This is a genomic window from Streptococcus constellatus subsp. constellatus (genome assembly GCF_023167545.1).
GTDB classification, from domain to species: Bacteria; Bacillota; Bacilli; order Lactobacillales; family Streptococcaceae; genus Streptococcus; species Streptococcus constellatus.
In genome coordinates, this window is the sequence record NZ_AP014647.1 from 16611 (window position 1) to 35919 (window position 19309).

A 19309-nucleotide genomic window follows, 5' to 3' on the forward strand; every position below is an offset into this window, starting at 1 on the left:
GTCAGTGACAGAAATGAGTGAGAGCTCAAACTTTATATGAGAGTTTGATCCTGGCTCAGGACGAACGCTGGCGGCGTGCCTAATACATGCAAGTAGAACGCACAGGATGCACCGTAGTTTACTACACCGTATTCTGTGAGTTGCGAACGGGTGAGTAACGCGTAGGTAACCTGCCTGGTAGCGGGGGATAACTATTGGAAACGATAGCTAATACCGCATAAGAACATTTACTGCATGGTAGATGTTTAAAAGGTGCAAGAGCATCACTACCAGATGGACCTGCGTTGTATTAGCTAGTTGGTGAGGTAACGGCTCACCAAGGCAACGATACATAGCCGACCTGAGAGGGTGATCGGCCACACTGGGACTGAGACACGGCCCAGACTCCTACGGGAGGCAGCAGTAGGGAATCTTCGGCAATGGGGGGAACCCTGACCGAGCAACGCCGCGTGAGTGAAGAAGGTTTTCGGATCGTAAAGCTCTGTTGTTAAGGAAGAACGTGTGTGAGAGTGGAAAGTTCACACAGTGACGGTACTTAACCAGAAAGGGACGGCTAACTACGTGCCAGCAGCCGCGGTAATACGTAGGTCCCGAGCGTTGTCCGGATTTATTGGGCGTAAAGCGAGCGCAGGCGGTTAGATAAGTCTGAAGTGAAAGGCAGTGGCTCAACCATTGTAGGCTTTGGAAACTGTTTAACTTGAGTGCAGAAGGGGAGAGTGGAATTCCATGTGTAGCGGTGAAATGCGTAGATATATGGAGGAACACCGGTGGCGAAAGCGGCTCTCTGGTCTGTAACTGACGCTGAGGCTCGAAAGCGTGGGGAGCGAACAGGATTAGATACCCTGGTAGTCCACGCCGTAAACGATGAGTGCTAGGTGTTAGGTCCTTTCCGGGACTTAGTGCCGCAGCTAACGCATTAAGCACTCCGCCTGGGGAGTACGACCGCAAGGTTGAAACTCAAAGGAATTGACGGGGGCCCGCACAAGCGGTGGAGCATGTGGTTTAATTCGAAGCAACGCGAAGAACCTTACCAGGTCTTGACATCCCTCTGACCACTCTAGAGATAGAGTTTCCCTTCGGGGCAGAGGTGACAGGTGGTGCATGGTTGTCGTCAGCTCGTGTCGTGAGATGTTGGGTTAAGTCCCGCAACGAGCGCAACCCTTATTGTTAGTTGCCATCATTCAGTTGGGCACTCTAGCGAGACTGCCGGTAATAAACCGGAGGAAGGTGGGGATGACGTCAAATCATCATGCCCCTTATGACCTGGGCTACACACGTGCTACAATGGCTGGTACAACGAGTCGCAAGCCGGTGACGGCAAGCTAATCTCTGAAAGCCAGTCTCAGTTCGGATTGTAGGCTGCAACTCGCCTACATGAAGTCGGAATCGCTAGTAATCGCGGATCAGCACGCCGCGGTGAATACGTTCCCGGGCCTTGTACACACCGCCCGTCACACCACGAGAGTTTGTAACACCCGAAGTCGGTGAGGTAACCGTAAGGAGCCAGCCGCCTAAGGTGGGATAGATGATTGGGGTGAAGTCGTAACAAGGTAGCCGTATCGGAAGGTGCGGCTGGATCACCTCCTTTCTAAGGAAAAATCGGAAGCCATTGAGTTCGTTTTGTTTAGTTTTGAGAGGTCTTGTGGGGCCTTAGCTCAGCTGGGAGAGCGCCTGCTTTGCACGCAGGAGGTCAGCGGTTCGATCCCGCTAGGCTCCATTATCTAGGATGCAAAGAAATGAGATTCTTGTTCAACTAGATAAGATAGGATAGGTGTTCAACGGGTAAAGAAGTTGAACACGAACCTAATTAGCCCATTGAAAATTGAATAACGATATCAAATAGTAACAAGAAAATAAACCGAAACGCTGTGAATATTAATGAGTTTATGACTGAAAGGTCAAAATAAGGTTAAGTTAGTAAGGGCGCACGGTGGATGCCTTGGCACTAGGAGCCGAAGAAGGACGTGACAAACGACGAAATGCCTTGGGGAGCTGTAAGTAAGCGTAGATCCAGGGATGTCCGAATGGGGGAACCCAACAGGTACTACCTGTTACCCATATCTGTTAAGGATATGAGGAGGAAGACGCAGTGAACTGAAACATCTAAGTAGCTGCAGGAAGAGAAAGCAAAAGCGATTGCCTAAGTAGCGGCGAGCGAAAGGGCAGGAGGGCAAACCGAAGAGTTTACTCTTCGGGGTTGTAGGACTGCGAAGTGGACGTAAAGATTATAGAAGAAGACCTTGGGAAAGGTTGCCAGAGAGAGTAAGAGCCTCGTATTTAAAATAGTCTTTATACCTAGCAGGATCCTGAGTACGGCGAGACACGTGGAATCTCGTCGGAATCTGGGAGGACCATCTCCCAACCCTAAATACTCCCTAGTGACCGATAGTGAACCAGTACCGTGAGGGAAAGGTGAAAAGCACCCCGGGAGGGGAGTGAAAGAGAACCTGAAACCGTGTGCCTACAACAAGTTCGAGCCCGTTAATGGGTGAGAGCGTGCCTTTTGTAGAATGAACCGGCGAGTTACGTTATGATGCGAGGTTAAGTTGAAGAGACGGAGCCGTAGGGAAACCGAGTCTGAAAAGGGCGACTTAGTATCATGATGTAGACCCGAAACCATGTGACCTACCCATGAGCAGGTTGAAGGTGCGGTAAAACGCACTGGAGGACCGAACCAGGGCACGTTGAAAAGTGCTTGGATGACTTGTGGGTAGCGGAGAAATTCCAAACGAACTTGGAGATAGCTGGTTCTCTCCGAAATAGCTTTAGGGCTAGCGTCGACATGAAGATTCTTGGAGGTAGAGCACTGTTTGGGTGAGGGGTCCATCCCGGATTACCAATCTCAGATAAACTCCGAATGCCAAAGAATTATGGTCGGCAGTCAGACTGCGAGTGCTAAGATCCGTAGTCGAAAGGGAAACAGCCCAGACCACCAGCTAAGGTCCCCAAATAATTGTTAAGTGGAAAAGGATGTGGGGTTGCACAGACAACTAGGATGTTAGCTTAGAAGCAGCTATTCATTCAAAGAGTGCGTAATAGCTCACTAGTCGAGTGACCCTGCGCCGAAAATGTACCGGGGCTAAAACAATTTACCGAAGCTGTGGATACCTTTATAGGTATGGTAGGAGAGCGTTCTATGTGTGGCGAAGGTGTACCGTGAGGAGCACTGGAACGCATAGAAGTGAGAATGCCGGTATGAGTAGCGCAAGATGGGTGAGAATCCCATCCACCGTAAGACTAAGGTTTCCAGGGGAAGGCTCGTCCGCCCTGGGTTAGTCGGGACCTAAGGAGAGACCGAAAGGTGTATCCGATGGCCAACAGGTAGAGATTCCTGTACTAGAGTATAGAGTGAAGGAGGGACGCAGAAGGCTAACTCAAGCGTGCGAATGGAAGAGCACGTCTAAGCAGTGAGGCGTGGTATGAGTCAAATGCTTATATCTGTAACGTTGAGCTGTGATGGGGAGCGAAGTTTAGTAGCGAAGTGAGTGATGTCACCCTGCCAAGAAAAGCTTCTAGCATTAATCTATATTCTACCCGTACCGCAAACCGACACAGGTAGTCGAGGCGAGTAGCCTCAGGTGAGCGAGAGAACTCTCGTTAAGGAACTCGGCAAAATGACCCCGTAACTTCGGGAGAAGGGGTGCTCAGTTTAACTGAGCCGCAGTGAATAGGCCCAAGCAACTGTTTATCAAAAACACAGCTCTCTGCTAAATCGTAAGATGATGTATAGGGGGTGACGCCTGCCCGGTGCTGGAAGGTTAAGAGGAGTGCTTAGCGGTAACGCGAAGGTATGAATTGAAGCCCCAGTAAACGGCGGCCGTAACTATAACGGTCCTAAGGTAGCGAAATTCCTTGTCGGGTAAGTTCCGACCCGCACGAAAGGCGTAATGATTTGGGCACTGTCTCAACGAGAGACTCGGTGAAATTTTAGTACCTGTGAAGATGCAGGTTACCCGCGACAGGACGGAAAGACCCCATGGAGCTTTACTGCAGTTTGATATTGAGTGTCTGTACCACATGTACAGGATAGGTAGGAGCCAATGAGATCGGGACGCCAGTTTCGATGGAGGCGATGTTGGGATACTACCCTTGTGTTATGGCCACTCTAACCCGGTAGGTTGATCATCTACGGAGACAGTGTCTGACGGGCAGTTTGACTGGGGCGGTCGCCTCCTAAAGAGTAACGGAGGCGCCCAAAGGTTCCCTCAGATTGGTTGGAAATCAATCGTAGAGTGTAAAGGTAGAAGGGAGCTTGACTGCGAGAGCTACAACTCGAGCAGGGACGAAAGTCGGGCTTAGTGATCCGGTGGTACCGTATGGAAGGGCCATCGCTCAACGGATAAAAGCTACCCTGGGGATAACAGGCTTATCTCCCCCAAGAGTTCACATCGACGGGGAGGTTTGGCACCTCGATGTCGGCTCGTCGCATCCTGGGGCTGTAGTCGGTCCCAAGGGTTGGGCTGTTCGCCCATTAAAGCGGCACGCGAGCTGGGTTCAGAACGTCGTGAGACAGTTCGGTCCCTATCCGTCGCGGGCGAAGGAAATTTGAGAGGATCTGCTCCTAGTACGAGAGGACCAGAGTGGACTTACCGCTGGTGTACCAGTTGTTCTGCCAAGAGCATCGCTGGGTAGCTATGTAGGGAAGGGATAAACGCTGAAAGCATCTAAGTGTGAAACCCACCTCAAGATGAGATTTCCCATGATTTTATATCAGTAAGAGCCCTGAGAGAAGATCAGGTAGATAGGTTAGGAGTGGAAGTTGTGTGAGCAATGGAGCGGACTAATACTAATAGCTCGAGGACTTATCCTAGATTAGTTACTAAGGGTGTAAAATCCACTTGAGAAATAGGGAATGGGAGTAGTGTTCGATGAACACCAGACCATTTATCTTTTTTCCAAGGATTTAACCCGAGTACAATTTTATTGAGAACACAGAATGTTTAGTTTATGCTTGAAACGATTTGAGAGCGTTATTCAATTTTGAGTGGACGAAATATCCAGTGGATGTTTTGGCTTGGGAGATAGAGGAAGCGAAGCTTTTGACCGAGTCCATTCATATAGTTAAGTGACGATAGCCTAGGAGATACACCTGTACCCATGCCGAACACAGCAGTTAAGCCCTAGAACGCCGGAAGTAGTTGGGGGTTGCCCCCTGTGAGATAAGGTAGTCGCTTAGCAAAGGGGAGTTTAGCTTAGTTGAAATGGAGAGGGAATCGACATTTCAATCGGTGGATAAGAGAAACGAAGTTTCTCACCGTTGGCTGAGCTAAACTCCATTCCAAGGGAGTTTAGCTCAGCTGGGAGAGCATCTGCCTTACAAGCAGAGGGTCAGCGGTTCGATCCCGTTAACTCCCATAATTCTAGAAAGAATAGGTCCCGTAGTGTAGCGGTTATCACGTCGCCCTGTCACGGCGAAGATCGCGGGTTCGATTCCCGTCGGGACCGTTTTGGTGTATAGAGATACATTAGAGAGACTCGTTAGCTCAGTTGGTAGAGCATTTGACTTTTAATCAAAGGGTCACTGGTTCGAGCCCAGTACGGGTCATAGTCACAGGCGGGTGTGGCGGAATTGGCAGACGCACCAGATTTAGGATCTGGCGCTTAACGGCGTGGGGGTTCAAGTCCCTTCACCCGCATAGAAGATAAGCCGGCTTAGCTCAGTTGGTAGAGCATCTGATTTGTAATCAGAGGGTCGCGTGTTCAAGTCATGTAGCCGGCATAAGAAGAAAAGGATGCGAACGTAGTTCAGTGGTAGAACATCACCTTGCCAAGGTGGGGGTCGCGGGTTCGAACCCCGTCGTTCGCTTGAGGGAGCCGGGGTGGCGGAACTGGCAGACGCACAGGACTTAAAATCCTGCGATTGGAAGCAATCGTACCGGTTCGATTCCGGTCCTCGGCATAGGAAAGAGCACCCTTAGCTCAACTGGATAGAGTACCTGACTACGAATCAGGCGGTTAGAGGTTCGACTCCTCTAGGGTGCATGTGGAAGAAGTCTGAGGGCTTCGGTTTTTCTACCTATACGGGAAGTAGCTCAGCTTGGTAGAGTACTTGGTTTGGGACCAAGGTGTCGCAGGTTCGAATCCTGTCTTCCCGATGCTATGGCGGTGTAGCTCAGCTGGCTAGAGCGTCCGGTTCATACCCGGGAGGTCGGGGGTTCGATCCCCTTCGCCGCTATAATTGATCTTGTTGGACCTTTAGCTCAGCTGGTTAGAGCTCTCGGCTCATAACCGAGTGGTCGTAGGTTCAAGTCCTACAAGGTCCATTTTGTTATATTGTGGAGGATTACCCAAGTCTGGCTGAAGGGAACGGTCTTGAAAACCGTCAGGCGTGTAAAAGCGTGCGTGGGTTCGAATCCCACATCCTCCTTAGTAGGAATAGCGCGGGATGGAGCAGCTAGGTAGCTCGTCGGGCTCATAACCCGAAGGTCGTAGGTTCAAATCCTGCTCCCGCAATAGGTAGGCTCGGTAGCTCAGTTGGTAGAGCAATGGATTGAAGCTCCATGTGTCGGCGGTTCGATTCCGTCTCGCGCCATTTGTTTAATTGATTAAGCGGGTGTAGTTTAGTGGTAAAACTACAGCCTTCCAAGCTGTTGTCGCGAGTTCGATTCTCGTCACCCGCTTTGAACGGAGATGTTCACACCAAGTTTTTGAACTTGGGCGCGTAGCTCAGGTGGTTAGAGCGCACGCCTGATAAGCGTGAGGTCGGTGGTTCGAGTCCACTCGTGCCCATAATATTTTTGGAGAATTACTCAAGAGGCTGAAGAGGACGGTTTGCTAAATCGTTAGGTCGGGTAACTGGCGCGGGGGTTCGAATCCCCCATTCTCCGTATTTAAGGAGTGTAGCGATAGCTATCTCCTTTTCTGTTATCTGTGAATCTTGTGTGATAGATATTGTATCTATTTTGGAGTAGAGTGAATCATATGAAAAAATCCAAATTTCTTATTATGACTGCTGTTTTGATAATAATAACTTCTGTACTTTTGGTTACTACTCGTTCTTTAGGTGTGGTGAATGAAGCTTCTAATGTTGTTTCTATTTTGGATAATATTGTTTCAAAACCATTTAGTTTTTTAGCGGATGTTAAATCAGATTTGACTGATTTATCGCGAACATACAAGGAAAATAAGCAATTAAAAAAGACTTTATTTAAAGTAGAAGAACAATCGGCTGATTTAGATTCATTAAAAGATGAAAATGCTCAATTAAGACAACTATTAGAAATGAAAAATATCTATGAGTCAAAAAAGACGGTTTCATCTGATGTTATCACGCGTATGCCTGTTTCTTGGTTATCTGAATTAACTGTCAATGCTGGTCGTCAAAATGGGATTCAAAATACAATGTTAGCGGTGGCAAATGGTGGCTTGATTGGTAGTGTGAAAGATGTTGCTTCTCATTCTAGTCGAGTAAATCTTTTAACAAACAATAAAAATGTTGACAATATTTCAGTAAGAATTCAAACGGAGACAAGCACTATTTATGGAGTGATTGTTGGCTACAGTAAAGAAAAATCTGCTTTCATTATCAGTCAGTTAAACAGTTCGGATACAATTAAAAAAGGTGAGAAAGTTGTGACAAGCGGTTTAGGAACGTATAACATTCCCAATATTCCAGTCGGAACAGTTCTTTCTGTTACTGAAAAATCTGATCATTTAACAAAAGAGGTATTTGTAAAACCGAGTGCAGATTTGTCAGATATTCGTGTGGTAACATTGGTAGGAAATTGATATGAAATTTTTTAAAAACTACGTTTTACCTTTTTTGGTTTTATTTGTTGTGATGTTAATAGATGGTCATCTTTCAAATCTTTTGACTAATCTTTTTTCGAATGATATTCACTTACTCAGTCATCTTTTACTTATTTTAATTTTGTACGTTTCTATAGATTTCTCGGAAAATATCAATTTTGTTATTTTATTGTTAATCGGTCTATTGTATGACGCTTATTATTTTCATATTATTGGTCTTTCGACATTATTATTGCCTTTAAGTGGGATTGTTGTTAGTAAATACAATTCTGTTTTGATGACTAATCGAGTTAGTCGCTTTTTGTCAGTTGCTATTTTGGTATTTTTCTTTGAAATAGCTACATTTGCTTTGGCAAATGTTACTCAGTTGACTCGAATGTCTTTTACAGATTTTGTCGTTTATACAATGGCTCCGACGATGGTGTTCAATTTACTATTCTTTTTATTGATTCGACCAATTTTGGAAAAGATATATTTATGATAAAAATTTATGATAAATTGGAAATAGAAATGTAATAAAGGCGTAACATACTCAATGCCTTTTTTTGTTATACTTATAAATGTCTTATCGAATAGGAGTATAATTGTTTATGAAGAAAAAATTACTTACGTCAATCTTATTAAGTACAATGGTTCTTGCACAAGGAGCATCTCTTGTAAATGTACATGCAGATTCCACTGATGATAAAATCGCCGCACAAGATAGCAAAATTAATAGTTTGACTGATCAACAAAAATCAGCTCAAGCTCAGGTAGATCAAATTAAAAGTCAAGTCTCATCCATCCAAGCTCAACAAGAAAAATTGAAAGCTGAAAATGATAAACTCCAAGCTGAGTCAAAGAAATTATCAGCTGAAATTGAAGCTTTGTCTAAAAATATTGTAGCGCGCAACGAATCATTGGCTAATCAAGCACGTAGTGCCCAAACGAGTGGTACGGCTACAAGTTATATCAATACAATTGTAAATTCAAAATCTATCACAGAAGCCATTTCACGTGTTTCTGCGATGAATGAAATTGTTTCAGCAAACAATAAAATGTTAGAGCAACAAAAGCAAGATAAAAAAGCAATTTCTGAAAAACAAATGGCTAATAATGAAGCGATAAATACCGTTATTGCAAATCAACAAACGCTTGAAAATGATGCAAAAACATTATCTACTAAACAAGCTGAATTAAAAGCAGCTCAGTTAAATCTTGCTGCAGAAAAAGCAACTGCTGAAGGTGAAAAGAATTCATTGTTAGCTCAAAAAGCAGCAGCACAAAAGGCTGCGGAAGAAGCAGCAGCACAAGAAGCAGCTTATAAAGCACAGCAAGCAGCACAAGCACAAGCAGTCGTTTCTTCAGCAAATACAAACTTTGAGGCACAGGTGCAAGCGGTGAATAATAGCGCTTCAGCAGCTACTCCAACTCAAACAAATGTGACGACTCGTTCTACATCAACTGTTAGTCGTCCTACTTATAGTTCTTCAGCTTCAACTTATCCAGTTGGTCAATGTACTTGGGGAGCGAAAACATTAGCTCCGTGGGCTGGGGATTATTGGGGTAATGGTGCTCAATGGGCAGCAAGTGCAGCTGCGGCTGGTTTCCGTACAGGTTCAACACCTCAAGTTGGTGCAATCATTTCGTGGAATGATGGTGGTTATGGTCATGTTGCCGTGGTGACAGCTGTAGAATCACCTACACGTATTCAAGTATCTGAAGCAAACTATGCAGGTAATCAAGCTATTGGAAATTACCGTGGTTGGTTCAATCCAGCTGCTGCAGGACAAGGCTCATTTACTTACATCTATCCAAATTAATGAATAAAGAATAAAGAGATAAAAAGCGCATGATGCGTTTTTTATTTTTGATTGAAAAATTAACTAAAAAGGGTTACAATGTTAATTGGAGAATATTTGTAACTGGTTTACAAAGAAACGAATACATACTGGAGGAAATTATGTCGTTTTCTGATTTAAAGCTCTTTGCTCTTTCGTCCAACCAAGAATTGGCTAAACGTGTTGCTCAAGAGATTGGCATAGAGCTTGGAAAGTCAACTGTGCGTCAATTTTCCGATGGGGAAATTCAGGTTAATATTGAAGAATCTATCCGCGGGAAACATGTTTTTATTTTGCAATCAACGAGTTCTCCTGTCAATGATAATTTGATGGAAATTTTGATTATGGTGGATGCATTGAAACGTGCAAGCGCCGAGTCTATCAATGTTGTCATGCCTTATTATGGTTATGCTCGTCAAGATCGAAAGGCACGTGCTCGTGAACCGATCACTTCAAAATTAGTTGCAAATATGTTGCAAGTGGCAGGTGTGGATCGTTTGTTGACAATTGATTTGCATGCGGCTCAAATTCAAGGATTTTTTGATATTCCAGTAGACCATCTCATGGGTGCTCCTCTCATTGCGGATTATTTTGAACGTCGTGGAATGACAGGTACTGACTATGTGGTTGTCAGCCCTGATCACGGTGGGGTGACGCGCGCTCGCAAATTAGCTGAATTTTTGAAAACACCGATTGCTATTATTGATAAGCGTCGTAGTGTAGATAAGATGAATACGAGTGAAGTGATGAATATCATCGGTAAAGTAGAAGGAAAAACGTGTATTTTAATTGACGACATGATTGATACAGCAGGAACAATTTGTCATGCTGCTGATGCGCTTGCTGAGGCAGGTGCGGTAGAGGTTTATGCAAGCTGTACTCACCCAGTACTTTCAGGTCCTGCTATGGATAATATTCAAAAATCAGCAATTAAAAAATTGATCGTATTAGATACAATTTATTTACCAGAAGAACGTTTAATTGATAAAATTGAACAAATTTCGATTGCACATCTTTTGGCAGAGGCTATCGTACGTATTCATGAAAAACGTCCTCTTTCGCCACTATTTGAAACTTTAACGGCTCTTTCATAAGAAATCTAGATAGGAATCACTCTGATAGCTGGAGTGATTCTTTTGTTTCAATTAGACGATAAGTGATGAATTTTCCTCAATATTATGCTATTTTTTTTTGAATAATAAAAAAGACTTTGTCCAGATAGGTTGCAGAAATAGCGGCGATACTCTCGCTAAAGTATTGATTTAACAAGTTTTTGATTTTATAGTATAATAGTTCTATCAGATTTTGGAGGTAAGATATGGATTTGACGAAACGTTTTAACAAAAATTTAGATAAAATTGAAGTTTCTTTGATTCGGCAATTTGATCAATCTATTTCGAGCATTCCTGGAGTTCTTCGTTTGACATTAGGAGAGCCTGATTTTACAACTCCAGATCATGTAAAAGAAGCTGCAAAAGCGGCAATTGATGCAAACAAGAGTCATTATACAGGCATGAGTGGGTTGTTAGAATTGCGTCAGGCAGCCAGTCAATTTGTAAAAGAAAAATACAATCTTTCTTATGATGCTGAAACAGAAATTTTAGTGACAATTGGGGCAACTGAAGCTTTATCTGCTACGTTGACGGCTATTTTAGAAGAAGGAGATAAGGTGCTTTTACCCGCACCTGCTTATCCAGGATATGAGCCGATTGTTAATCTTATTGGGGCAGAAGTTGTTGAGATTGATACGACAGAAAATGATTTTGTTTTAACACCTGATATGTTGGAAAAAGCGATTTTGGAGCAAGGAGATAAATTAAAAGCTGTTATTTTAAATTACCCAGCTAATCCTACGGGCATTACCTATTCTCGTGAACAAATAGCTGATTTAGCCGATGTCTTGAAAAAGTATGATGTCTTTGTTGTTTGCGACGAAGTGTATTCTGAGCTGACTTATACCGAGCAGCCACATGTATCTATTGCAGAATTTTTACCAGAGCAAACGATTGTTATCAATGGTTTGTCTAAATCGCATGCGATGACAGGATGGCGTTTGGGTTTTACCTTTGCTCCAGCAGCATTTACTGCTCAGTTGATTAAGAGTCATCAGTACTTGGTAACAGCTGCAAATACGATGGCTCAATTTGCAGGAGTGGAAGCATTGACAGTAGGTAAAGATGATGCAGAGCCGATGAAAAGGGAATATATTGAGCGTCGCGATTACATTATAGAAAAAATGACAGAATTGGGCTTTACGATTATCAAGCCAGACGGTGCATTTTACATTTTTGCTAAAATTCCAGCTGACTATAATCAAGATTCTTTTGCTTTTTTGAAGGATTTTGCACATAAAAAAGCAGTTGCTTTCATTCCTGGTGCTGCTTTTGGGCGGTATGGAGAAGGATATGTACGTATTTCTTATGCGACCAGCATGGATACGATAAAGGAAGCAATGAAGCGACTTAAGGAATATATGGAGGGATATGCTGAAATCTATCACAAGTAAAGGTTTGGTTCTCTATAATCGTAATTTCCGAGAAAATGATAAGTTGGTCAAAATTTTCACAGAGCAAGCGGGTAAGCGAATGTTTTTCGTGAAACATGCTAGAAATTCTAAGTTGAATCCGGTTATCCAACCACTAGTAGTGGCAGATTTTTTGATGAAAATAAATGATGACGGTTTAAGTTATATTGATGATTATCAAGAAATTAGAACTTTTCAGCATATCAATCATGATCTTTTTACAATGGCTTATGCGACTTATGTGGTAGCTCTGGCGGATGCCAGTATTCAGGATAATGAAATAGATTCTGCTCTCTTTGTTTTTTTGCAAAAAACATTAGAATTGATGGAGCAAGGTTTAGACTATGAAGTCTTGACAAATATTTTTGAAATTCAAATTTTATCGCGTTTTGGTGTTTCTTTGAATTTTCATGAGTGTTGCTTTTGCCATCGAGTAGGACTGCCGTTTGATTTTTCTTTTACTTATAGTGGCGTTTTATGTCCGGAGCATTACGACAAGGACGAGCGACGGAGTCATTTGGAGCCCAATATTCCTTACTTATTAGACCAATTTCAGGCTGTTCAATTTAGTGAACTGGAGACAATTTCTTTGAAATCTGAATTGAAAAAACAATTGCGAAAAGTGATTGATCAAATTTATGAAGAATATGTTGGGATTCATCTAAAGTCCAAAAAATTTATTGATTCTCTGGGAGACTGGGGAGAAATCTTAAAGAACAAGGAGTCGAAATGAAAAAAATAGCAATTGATGCCATGGGTGGTGATTATGCCCCACAATCTATTGTAGAGGGGGTTAATCAAGCCCTGAACGATTTTTCGGATGTTGAAGTCATCCTTTATGGAGATGAAGCAAAAATCAAGCAGTATTTAAAGGCAACTGAGCGGGTTCGTATTGTTCATACAGATGAAAAAATCAATTCAGATGATGAGCCGACTAAAGCTATTCGTAAGAAGAAAAATGCCAGTATGGTGTTAGCGGCCAAAGCGGTAAAGACTGGAGAAGCTGATGCCATTCTTTCTGCGGGGAATACTGGAGCGCTTTTGGCTGCTGGATTCTTCATCGTCGGTCGTATCAAGAATATTGACCGTCCGGGTTTGATGTCCACATTACCAACGACAGATGGAAAAGGATTTGATATGTTGGACTTGGGAGCTAATGCAGAAAATACGGCTCATCATTTGCATCAGTATGCTATTTTAGGGTCATTTTATGCTGAAAATGTACGAGGAGTCAAGCAACCGCGTGTTGGGCTGTTAAATAACGGAACTGAAAGCAGTAAGGGAGATTCGCTTCGTAAGGAAGTGTATGATTTGTTAGTGTCGGATGCCTCATTGAATTTTATTGGAAATGTGGAAGCGCGTGATTTAATGGATCATGTAGCGGATGTTGTTGTAGCAGATGGGTTTACAGGTAATGCAGTATTGAAAGCTATGGAGGGAACCGCCATGGGAATTATGAGCCAGCTTAAAAAATCTATTTTAGATAGTGGCTGGAAAGCAAAACTAGGTGCAGTGTTGCTGAAAGACAGTCTAAAGTCTTTGAAGAGTAGTTTAAATTATTCTGAGGTAGGCGGTGCTGTTTTGTTTGGAGTGCAGGCACCTGTTGTTAAAACACATGGGGCGAGTGATGCGAAAGCAGTTTACAGCACGATTCGCCAAATTCGTACAATGTTAGAAACAGATGTTGTTGGAAAAGCGGTACAAGAATTTTCAGGAGAAGTAAAATGACAGAACAAGAAATTTATCAAAAAATTATAGAAATTATTCAGGAAAGTCAGGGTGAACATTTTGTTGTCACTAAAGAATTGAGTTTAAAAGATGATTTAAAAGCGGATTCGGTGGATTTGATGGAATTTATTCTAACTGTAGAAGATGAATTTAACATTGAAATTTCAGACGAAGATATAGATAGTTTGAATAATGTGAGCGATGTCGTCGCTTGCGTACAGAAAAACTTGAACAAAGGATAAAAGCGAACATTTTATCTCTATAAGAAATCAATTGTAAGAAAACAACTGAAAAACCAGTTGTTTTTTTGTTGTTTATCATTATTGTACGTTATTTTCTTGAAAAACTATTTCCAATATGATAGACTTAAGTCAGAAAAAGACGAAAGGCGAATATTAAAATGACGAGTGATTTATTATATTCGGGAAAAGCTAAAGATTTATTTTTGACAGATGATGAAAATATCATTGTTGCACGTTACAAAGACCAAGCGACAATGCTTAATGGCGCTCGTAAAGAGACGATTAAAGGGAAGGGTGTTCTTAATAATCAAATCTCATCTCTCATTTTTAGAAAATTAAATGCAGCTGGGGTTGCAACGCATTTCATTGAAAAAATATCAGAAACAGAACAACTGAATAAAAAGGTCAGCATTATTCCGCTTGAAGTTGTTCTGCGTAATGTGACAGCAGGTTCTTTTTCTAAACGTTTTGGGTTGGAAGAAGGAATCGAACTGGAAGAGCCAATTGTCGAATTTTATTATAAAAATGATAAGTTGGATGATCCCTTCATTAATGATGAACATGTGAAATTTTTAAAGCTTGCTAACGATGAAGATATTGCCTATATTAAAGCTGAAACACGTCGGATAAACAAACTCTTGTCAGATTGGTTCCATCAAATCGGACTTAAATTAATTGATTTTAAATTGGAATTCGGTTTTGATAAAGATGGTAAAATTATCCTAGCAGATGAGTTTTCACCAGATAACTGTCGTCTTTGGGATGCGCAAGGGCATCACATGGATAAAGATGTCTTCCGAAGAGGGTTAGGAGAATTAACAGATGTTTACGAAGTGGTATGGGAAAAATTGCAAGAACTTAAGTAAGGATTGAACATGGATAGACGTATTTTTGTTGAGAAAAAAGCTAACTTTAGCATTAAATCGGAGTCACTGGTCAAAGAACTAACACATAATTTGCAGTTAACCTCCTTAAAAATTTTACGTATTGTGCAGGTTTATGATATCTTTAATTTAGAAGAAAGCCTGTTTGCGCGTGCGCAGAAACATGTCTTTTCTGAGCAGGTGACAGATACAATTTTAGATGAAGCAACTGTGCAGGCGGATCTTAACAGCCATGCTTTTTTTGCTATTGAAGCTTTGCCGGGTCAGTTTGACCAGCGGGCAGCAAGTTCACAAGAGGCTTTGCTCTTACTTGGCAGTGACAGCAACGTAACGGTTAATACTGCCCAGCTTTATTTGGTTAATAAGGATATTGATGCAACTGAGTTGGAAGCGGTGAAGCATTATCTTTTGAATCCAGTTGATTCGCGTTTCAAAGATATTATCTTGTCTATTCGTCCGCAGGAATTTTCAACTTCTGACGAAACAATTCCAAATTTGGATTTCTTCAAGACTTATACAGCTGAAGATTTTGCGGCTTACAAGACGGAACAAGGTTTGGCTATGGAAGTGGATGATCTTGTTTTTATTCAAGATTATTTTAAATCAATTGGGCGTGTGCCAACAGAAACAGAATTGAAAGTTTTGGATACCTACTGGTCTGACCATTGCCGTCACACGACTTTTGAGACAGAATTGAAAAATATTAACTTTTCAGCTTCTAAGTTCCAGAAACAATTGCAGGCAACTTACGATAAATATATTGCCATGCGTGACGAATTGGGACGTTCTGAAAAGCCACAGACGCTTATGGATATGGCGACGATCTTTGGTCGTTATGAGCGTGCTAATGGGCGTTTGGACGACATGGAAGTGTCGGACGAAATCAATGCCTGCTCGATTGAAATTGAGGTAGATGTAGATGGTATCAAAGAACCTTGGCTGCTTATGTTCAAAAATGAAACCCACAATCACCCAACGGAAATTGAGCCTTTTGGCGGAGCTGCAACTTGTATTGGTGGTGCTATTCGTGACCCGTTGTCAGGTCGTTCTTATGTTTACCAAGCTATGCGTATATCAGGTGCAGGTGATATTACCGCACCAATAGCAGAAACACGTTCTGGTAAATTGCCGCAACAAGTCATCTCTAAAACGGCGGCGAACGGCTATTCGTCATACGGGAACCAAATAGGACTTGCGACTACCTATGTCAAAGAGTACTTCCATCCAGGCTTTGTTGCTAAGCGTATGGAGCTAGGTGCTGTTGTCGGTGCGGCACCAAAAGAAAATGTCGTGCGTGAAAAACCAGAAACTGGTGATGTGGTCATCCTTCTTGGTGGAAAAACAGGACGTGACGGTGTCGGTGGTGCTACAGGCTCATCTAAGGTTCAAACGATTGAATCGGTTGAGACAGCAGGTGCCGAAGTGCAAAAAGGGAATGCTATTGAAGAACGTAAGATTCAACGTCTTTTCCGCAATGGCAATGTCACTCGTCTCATCAAGAAATCAAATGACTTTGGTGCTGGCGGCGTCTGTGTGGCTATTGGTGAATTGGCAGATGGTCTTGAAATTGACTTGGACAAAGTGCCACTAAAATACCAAGGTCTTAACGGTACCGAAATTGCCATTTCTGAGTCACAAGAACGCATGTCTGTTGTTGTTCGTCCAAGTGATGTGGACGCCTTTATTGCAGCATGTCATAAAGAGAACATTGATGCAGTTGTTGTCGCGACTGTTACTGAAAAACCAAACCTTGTCATGACTTGGAAGGGTGAAACCATCGTTGACTTGGAACGTGCTTTCCTTGATACCAACGGTGTGCGTGTGGTTGTTGATGCAAATGTTGTGGATAAGGATGTTGCCCTTCCTGAGGTGCGTACAACATCAGCAGCAACACTTGAAGCAGACACAGCGAAAGTCTTGTCTGACCTTAACCACGCTAGTCAAAAAGGGTTGCAAACCATCTTTGACAGCTCGGTTGGACGTTCAACAGTTAATCATCCAATCGGCGGTCGTTATCAAATCACACCTACTGAAAGCTCTGTGCAAAAATTGCCAGTACAAAATGGTATAACAACAACGGCTTCTGTCATGGCACAGGGATTCAATCCTTATATTGCGGAGTGGTCACCTTATCATGGTGCAGCTTACGCTGTTATTGAAGCAACAGCTCGCTTGGTAGCAACAGGTGCTGATTGGTCTCGTGCGCGTTTCTCTTACCAAGAATACTTTGAACGCATGGATAAACAAGCGGATCGCTTTGGTCAGCCAGTAGCTGCTCTGCTTGGTTCGATCGAGGCACAAATCCAGCTTGGGCTACCATCAATCGGTGGTAAGGACTCCATGTCAGGGACCTTTGAAGAATTGACAGTACCGCCAACCTTGGTTGCCTTTGGTGTGACAACAGTAGATAGTCGCCAGGTGCTTTCTCCTGAGTTTAAGACTGCTGGGGAGAATATTTACTACATCCCAGGACAGGCTATTTCAGAAGATATTGATTTTGATTATATCAAGGCTAACTTTGCACAATTTGAAGCTATTCAGGCTAAGCATAAAGTAACAGCAGCTTCAGCTGTTAAATACGGTGGTGTTCTTGAAAGTTTAGCACTTATGAGCTTTGGTAACCGTATTGGTGCAACTGTAGAAATAGCTGAGCTTGACAGCAGCTTGACAGCTCAGCTTGGTGGTTTTGTTTTTACATCTGATGAAGTCATTGCTGACGCAATGAAAATTGGTCAAACTGTGGCAGACTTTGCAGTAACTGTCAACGGTGTCAACTTGTCCGCTGCGAAATTACTTGCAGCCTTTGAAGGTAAGTTAGAAGATGTTTATCCAACTGAGTTTGAACAGTCAACAGTTCTTGAAGAAGTACCTGTTGTGGTATCTGATGCTGTTATAAAAGCTAAAGAAAGAATTGCACAGCCTCTGGTTTATATCCCAGTTTTCCCTGGTTCCAATTCAGAGTACGATTCAGCTAAGGCCTTTGAACAAGCTGGTGCCAAAGTCAACTTGGTGCCATTCGTGACTCTTAATGAAGCAGCAATTGAGGCTTCTGTTGACACCATGGTTGACAACATTGCTAAAGCCAATATTATCTTCTTTGTCGGTGGTTTCTCAGCAGCAGATGAGCCAGATGGTTCGGCTAAGTTTATCGTCAATATCTTACTTAATGAAAAAGTTCGCTCTGCTATTGACAGCTTCATTGAAAAGGGTGGCCTCATCATCGGTATCTGTAATGGGTTCCAAGCTCTTGTCAAATCCGGTCTTCTGCCTTATGGTGACTTTGAAGAAGTTGGTGAGACAAGCCCAACCCTCTTCTACAATGATGCCAACCAGCATGTGGCTAAGATGGTGGAAACCCGTATCGCTAATACCAACTCTCCATGGTTGGCAGGTGTTAAGGTTGGTGATATTCATGCGATTCCAGTCTCTCACGGTGAAGGGAAATTTGTCGTGACAGCTGAGGAATTTGCGGAACTGCGTGACAATGGTCAAATCTGGAGCCAATACGTGGACTTTGATGGTAAGCCTTCTATGGATTCTAAATACAATCCAAACGGTTCGCTCAACGCTATTGAAGGGATTGCGAGTAAGAACGGTCAAATCATTGGTAAGATGGGACACTCGGAACGCTATGAAAATGGCCTCTTCCAAAACATCCCAGGTAACAAAGACCAAGGCCTATTTGAAAGTGCAGTGAAATACTTTACTGGGAAATAGCCTATTTGCAGAAGGGATATTATGAAACAGTATGTTGCAAGGCTAGAAAAAGATTTTTCACTTATAGAACACGGATTTAAAGAGGAAGACCAAAGAGCCTTAACTGATTATAAATCCAACGATGGTGAGTATATCAAGAAATTAGCATTTTTAGCTTATCAATCTGATGTTTACCAAGTAAGAATGTACGCTGTATTCCTTTTCGGATACTTATCAAAAGATAAAGAAATTTTAATATTTATGAGAGATGAAGTTTCTAAAGATAGTAACTGGAGAGTTCAAGAAGTGTTGGCAAAGGCGTTTGATGAATTTTGTAAGAAAACAGGATATAAAAAAGCACTTCCAATTATTGATGAATGGTTAAAAAGTAGCAATCTCCATACGAGGAGAGCTGTTACAGAAGGGTTAAGAATATGGACAAATAGACCATACTTTAAAGAGAACCCAAATGAAGCTATCAGAAGAATAGCTGACTTAAAAGAGGATGTAAGCGAATATGTTAGAAAATCAGTAGGGAATGCTTTAAGAGACATTAGTAAAAAATTTCCAGATTTAGTTAAAATTGAGTTGAAAAATTGGAAATTAGAAAGTAAAGAAATTAACCAAGTTTATAAATTGGCAAGTAAATTTATTGATGCCTAGAAT

Annotated in this window: 11 protein-coding genes, 18 tRNA genes and 3 rRNA genes; all 32 read left to right on the forward strand. The window is 42.4% G+C overall.

The genetic code is table 11. The features are described 5' to 3' along the window. The first annotated feature begins 32 nt into the window (after positions 1-32). The 32 genes from SCSC_RS00085 (at position 33) to SCSC_RS00240 (ending at position 19306) form a co-directional block, all read left to right on the forward strand. A 16S ribosomal RNA gene (locus SCSC_RS00085) occupies positions 33-1588 on the forward strand. A gap of 56 nt (positions 1589-1644) precedes the next feature. After that, positions 1645-1717 (forward strand) — tRNA-Ala (locus tag SCSC_RS00090). A gap of 190 nt (positions 1718-1907) precedes the next feature. Then, positions 1908-4810: ribosomal RNA gene (locus SCSC_RS00095) — 23S ribosomal RNA — on the forward strand. A 251-nt stretch (positions 4811-5061) separates the two neighbouring features. Continuing rightward, positions 5062-5177: ribosomal RNA gene (rrf, locus tag SCSC_RS00100) — 5S ribosomal RNA — on the forward strand. Together the 16S, 23S and 5S rRNA genes with 18 tRNA genes alongside form the textbook arrangement of a ribosomal RNA operon. 105 nt (positions 5178-5282) lie before the next feature. Beyond that, a tRNA-Val gene (locus tag SCSC_RS00105) sits at positions 5283-5355 on the forward strand. 17 nt (positions 5356-5372) lie between these two features. Continuing rightward, positions 5373-5445: transfer RNA gene (locus SCSC_RS00110), tRNA-Asp, on the forward strand. Between the two features lie 27 nt (positions 5446-5472). Beyond that, positions 5473-5545 (forward strand) — tRNA-Lys (locus SCSC_RS00115). 9 nt (positions 5546-5554) lie between these two features. Further along, positions 5555-5636: transfer RNA gene (locus tag SCSC_RS00120), tRNA-Leu, on the forward strand. A 10-nt stretch (positions 5637-5646) separates the two neighbouring features. After that, positions 5647-5719: transfer RNA gene (locus SCSC_RS00125), tRNA-Thr, on the forward strand. Positions 5720-5734: 15 nt separating this feature from the next. Next, positions 5735-5806: transfer RNA gene (locus SCSC_RS00130), tRNA-Gly, on the forward strand. A gap of 7 nt (positions 5807-5813) precedes the next feature. Further along, positions 5814-5899 (forward strand) — tRNA-Leu (locus tag SCSC_RS00135). A 9-nt stretch (positions 5900-5908) separates the two neighbouring features. Further along, a tRNA-Arg gene (locus tag SCSC_RS00140) sits at positions 5909-5982 on the forward strand. Positions 5983-6021: 39 nt separating this feature from the next. Next, positions 6022-6095 (forward strand) — tRNA-Pro (locus SCSC_RS00145). 6 nt (positions 6096-6101) lie between these two features. Then, a tRNA-Met gene (locus SCSC_RS00150) sits at positions 6102-6175 on the forward strand. Between the two features lie 14 nt (positions 6176-6189). Then, positions 6190-6263, forward strand: a tRNA-Ile gene (locus SCSC_RS00155). A 14-nt stretch (positions 6264-6277) separates the two neighbouring features. Further along, positions 6278-6367: transfer RNA gene (locus SCSC_RS00160), tRNA-Ser, on the forward strand. A 12-nt stretch (positions 6368-6379) separates the two neighbouring features. Continuing rightward, a tRNA-Met gene (locus SCSC_RS00165) sits at positions 6380-6453 on the forward strand. Positions 6454-6459: 6 nt separating this feature from the next. Next, a tRNA-Phe gene (locus tag SCSC_RS00170) sits at positions 6460-6532 on the forward strand. A 17-nt stretch (positions 6533-6549) separates the two neighbouring features. Then, a tRNA-Gly gene (locus tag SCSC_RS00175) sits at positions 6550-6620 on the forward strand. A gap of 35 nt (positions 6621-6655) precedes the next feature. After that, positions 6656-6729, forward strand: a tRNA-Ile gene (locus SCSC_RS00180). A gap of 10 nt (positions 6730-6739) precedes the next feature. Next, positions 6740-6827, forward strand: a tRNA-Ser gene (locus SCSC_RS00185). A 94-nt stretch (positions 6828-6921) separates the two neighbouring features. Next, positions 6922-7728 (forward strand): rod shape-determining protein MreC, encoded by an 807-nt coding sequence (gene mreC, locus SCSC_RS00190; RefSeq protein WP_006270087.1) that lies wholly within the window; start codon positions 6922-6924, stop codon positions 7726-7728. 1 nt (position 7729) lies between these two features. Continuing rightward, the gene (gene mreD, locus SCSC_RS00195; protein ID WP_006270094.1) at positions 7730-8230 is read left to right on the forward strand and encodes a rod shape-determining protein MreD; all 501 of its coding nucleotides are present in this window, start codon (positions 7730-7732) and stop codon (positions 8228-8230) included. Between the two features lie 109 nt (positions 8231-8339). Then, entirely contained in the window at positions 8340-9551 is a 1212-nt protein-coding gene (gene pcsB / locus SCSC_RS00200) for a peptidoglycan hydrolase PcsB (RefSeq protein ID WP_006270099.1), read from the forward strand. Between the two features lie 140 nt (positions 9552-9691). Beyond that, complete coding sequence (locus SCSC_RS00205; RefSeq protein WP_020997513.1) at positions 9692-10663, forward strand: ribose-phosphate diphosphokinase; 972 nt, start codon at positions 9692-9694, stop codon at positions 10661-10663. A 224-nt stretch (positions 10664-10887) separates the two neighbouring features. Beyond that, positions 10888-12075 carry a pyridoxal phosphate-dependent aminotransferase gene (locus tag SCSC_RS00210; protein ID WP_006270089.1) on the forward strand — a complete coding sequence of 396 codons (1188 nt, stop codon included), beginning with the start codon at positions 10888-10890 and terminating at the stop codon, positions 12073-12075. Then, positions 12053-12826 (forward strand): DNA repair protein RecO, encoded by a 774-nt coding sequence (recO, locus tag SCSC_RS00215; protein ID WP_006270086.1) that lies wholly within the window; start codon positions 12053-12055, stop codon positions 12824-12826. The genes SCSC_RS00210 and recO overlap by 23 nt, the downstream gene beginning before the upstream one ends. Then, positions 12823-13821 (forward strand): phosphate acyltransferase PlsX, encoded by a 999-nt coding sequence (plsX, locus tag SCSC_RS00220; RefSeq protein ID WP_006270084.1) that lies wholly within the window; start codon positions 12823-12825, stop codon positions 13819-13821. Before recO ends, plsX begins: the two co-directional genes overlap by 4 nt. Beyond that, the gene (locus tag SCSC_RS00225) at positions 13818-14063 is read left to right on the forward strand and encodes an acyl carrier protein (protein WP_006270090.1); all 246 of its coding nucleotides are present in this window, start codon (positions 13818-13820) and stop codon (positions 14061-14063) included. Before plsX ends, SCSC_RS00225 begins: the two co-directional genes overlap by 4 nt. A gap of 158 nt (positions 14064-14221) precedes the next feature. Further along, a complete protein-coding gene (purC, locus tag SCSC_RS00230) occupies positions 14222-14929 on the forward strand; it encodes a phosphoribosylaminoimidazolesuccinocarboxamide synthase (RefSeq protein ID WP_006270101.1) in 708 nt (235 codons plus the stop codon). 9 nt (positions 14930-14938) lie between these two features. Then, a complete protein-coding gene (locus tag SCSC_RS00235; protein ID WP_006270095.1) occupies positions 14939-18664 on the forward strand; it encodes a phosphoribosylformylglycinamidine synthase in 3726 nt (1241 codons plus the stop codon). A 21-nt stretch (positions 18665-18685) separates the two neighbouring features. Next, complete coding sequence (locus SCSC_RS00240; protein ID WP_006270097.1) at positions 18686-19306, forward strand: DNA alkylation repair protein; 621 nt, start codon at positions 18686-18688, stop codon at positions 19304-19306. Positions 19307-19309: the final 3 nt, after the last annotated feature.

Bases quoted from the DNA above. Each gene is read 5' to 3' on its own strand.
- mreC (WP_006270087.1), top strand. From the start codon at position 6,922: ATGAAAAAATCCAAATTTCTTATTATGACTGCTGTTTTGATAATAATA.
- mreD (WP_006270094.1), top strand. From the start codon at position 7,730: ATGAAATTTTTTAAAAACTACGTTTTACCTTTTTTGGTTTTATTTGTT.
- pcsB (WP_006270099.1), top strand. From the start codon at position 8,340: ATGAAGAAAAAATTACTTACGTCAATCTTATTAAGTACAATGGTTCTT.
- SCSC_RS00205 (WP_020997513.1), top strand. From the start codon at position 9,692: ATGTCGTTTTCTGATTTAAAGCTCTTTGCTCTTTCGTCCAACCAAGAA.
- SCSC_RS00210 (WP_006270089.1), top strand. From the start codon at position 10,888: ATGGATTTGACGAAACGTTTTAACAAAAATTTAGATAAAATTGAAGTT.
- recO (WP_006270086.1), top strand. From the start codon at position 12,053: ATGCTGAAATCTATCACAAGTAAAGGTTTGGTTCTCTATAATCGTAAT.
- plsX (WP_006270084.1), top strand. From the start codon at position 12,823: ATGAAAAAAATAGCAATTGATGCCATGGGTGGTGATTATGCCCCACAA.
- SCSC_RS00225 (WP_006270090.1), top strand. From the start codon at position 13,818: ATGACAGAACAAGAAATTTATCAAAAAATTATAGAAATTATTCAGGAA.
- purC (WP_006270101.1), top strand. From the start codon at position 14,222: ATGACGAGTGATTTATTATATTCGGGAAAAGCTAAAGATTTATTTTTG.
- SCSC_RS00235 (WP_006270095.1), top strand. From the start codon at position 14,939: ATGGATAGACGTATTTTTGTTGAGAAAAAAGCTAACTTTAGCATTAAA.
- SCSC_RS00240 (WP_006270097.1), top strand. From the start codon at position 18,686: ATGAAACAGTATGTTGCAAGGCTAGAAAAAGATTTTTCACTTATAGAA.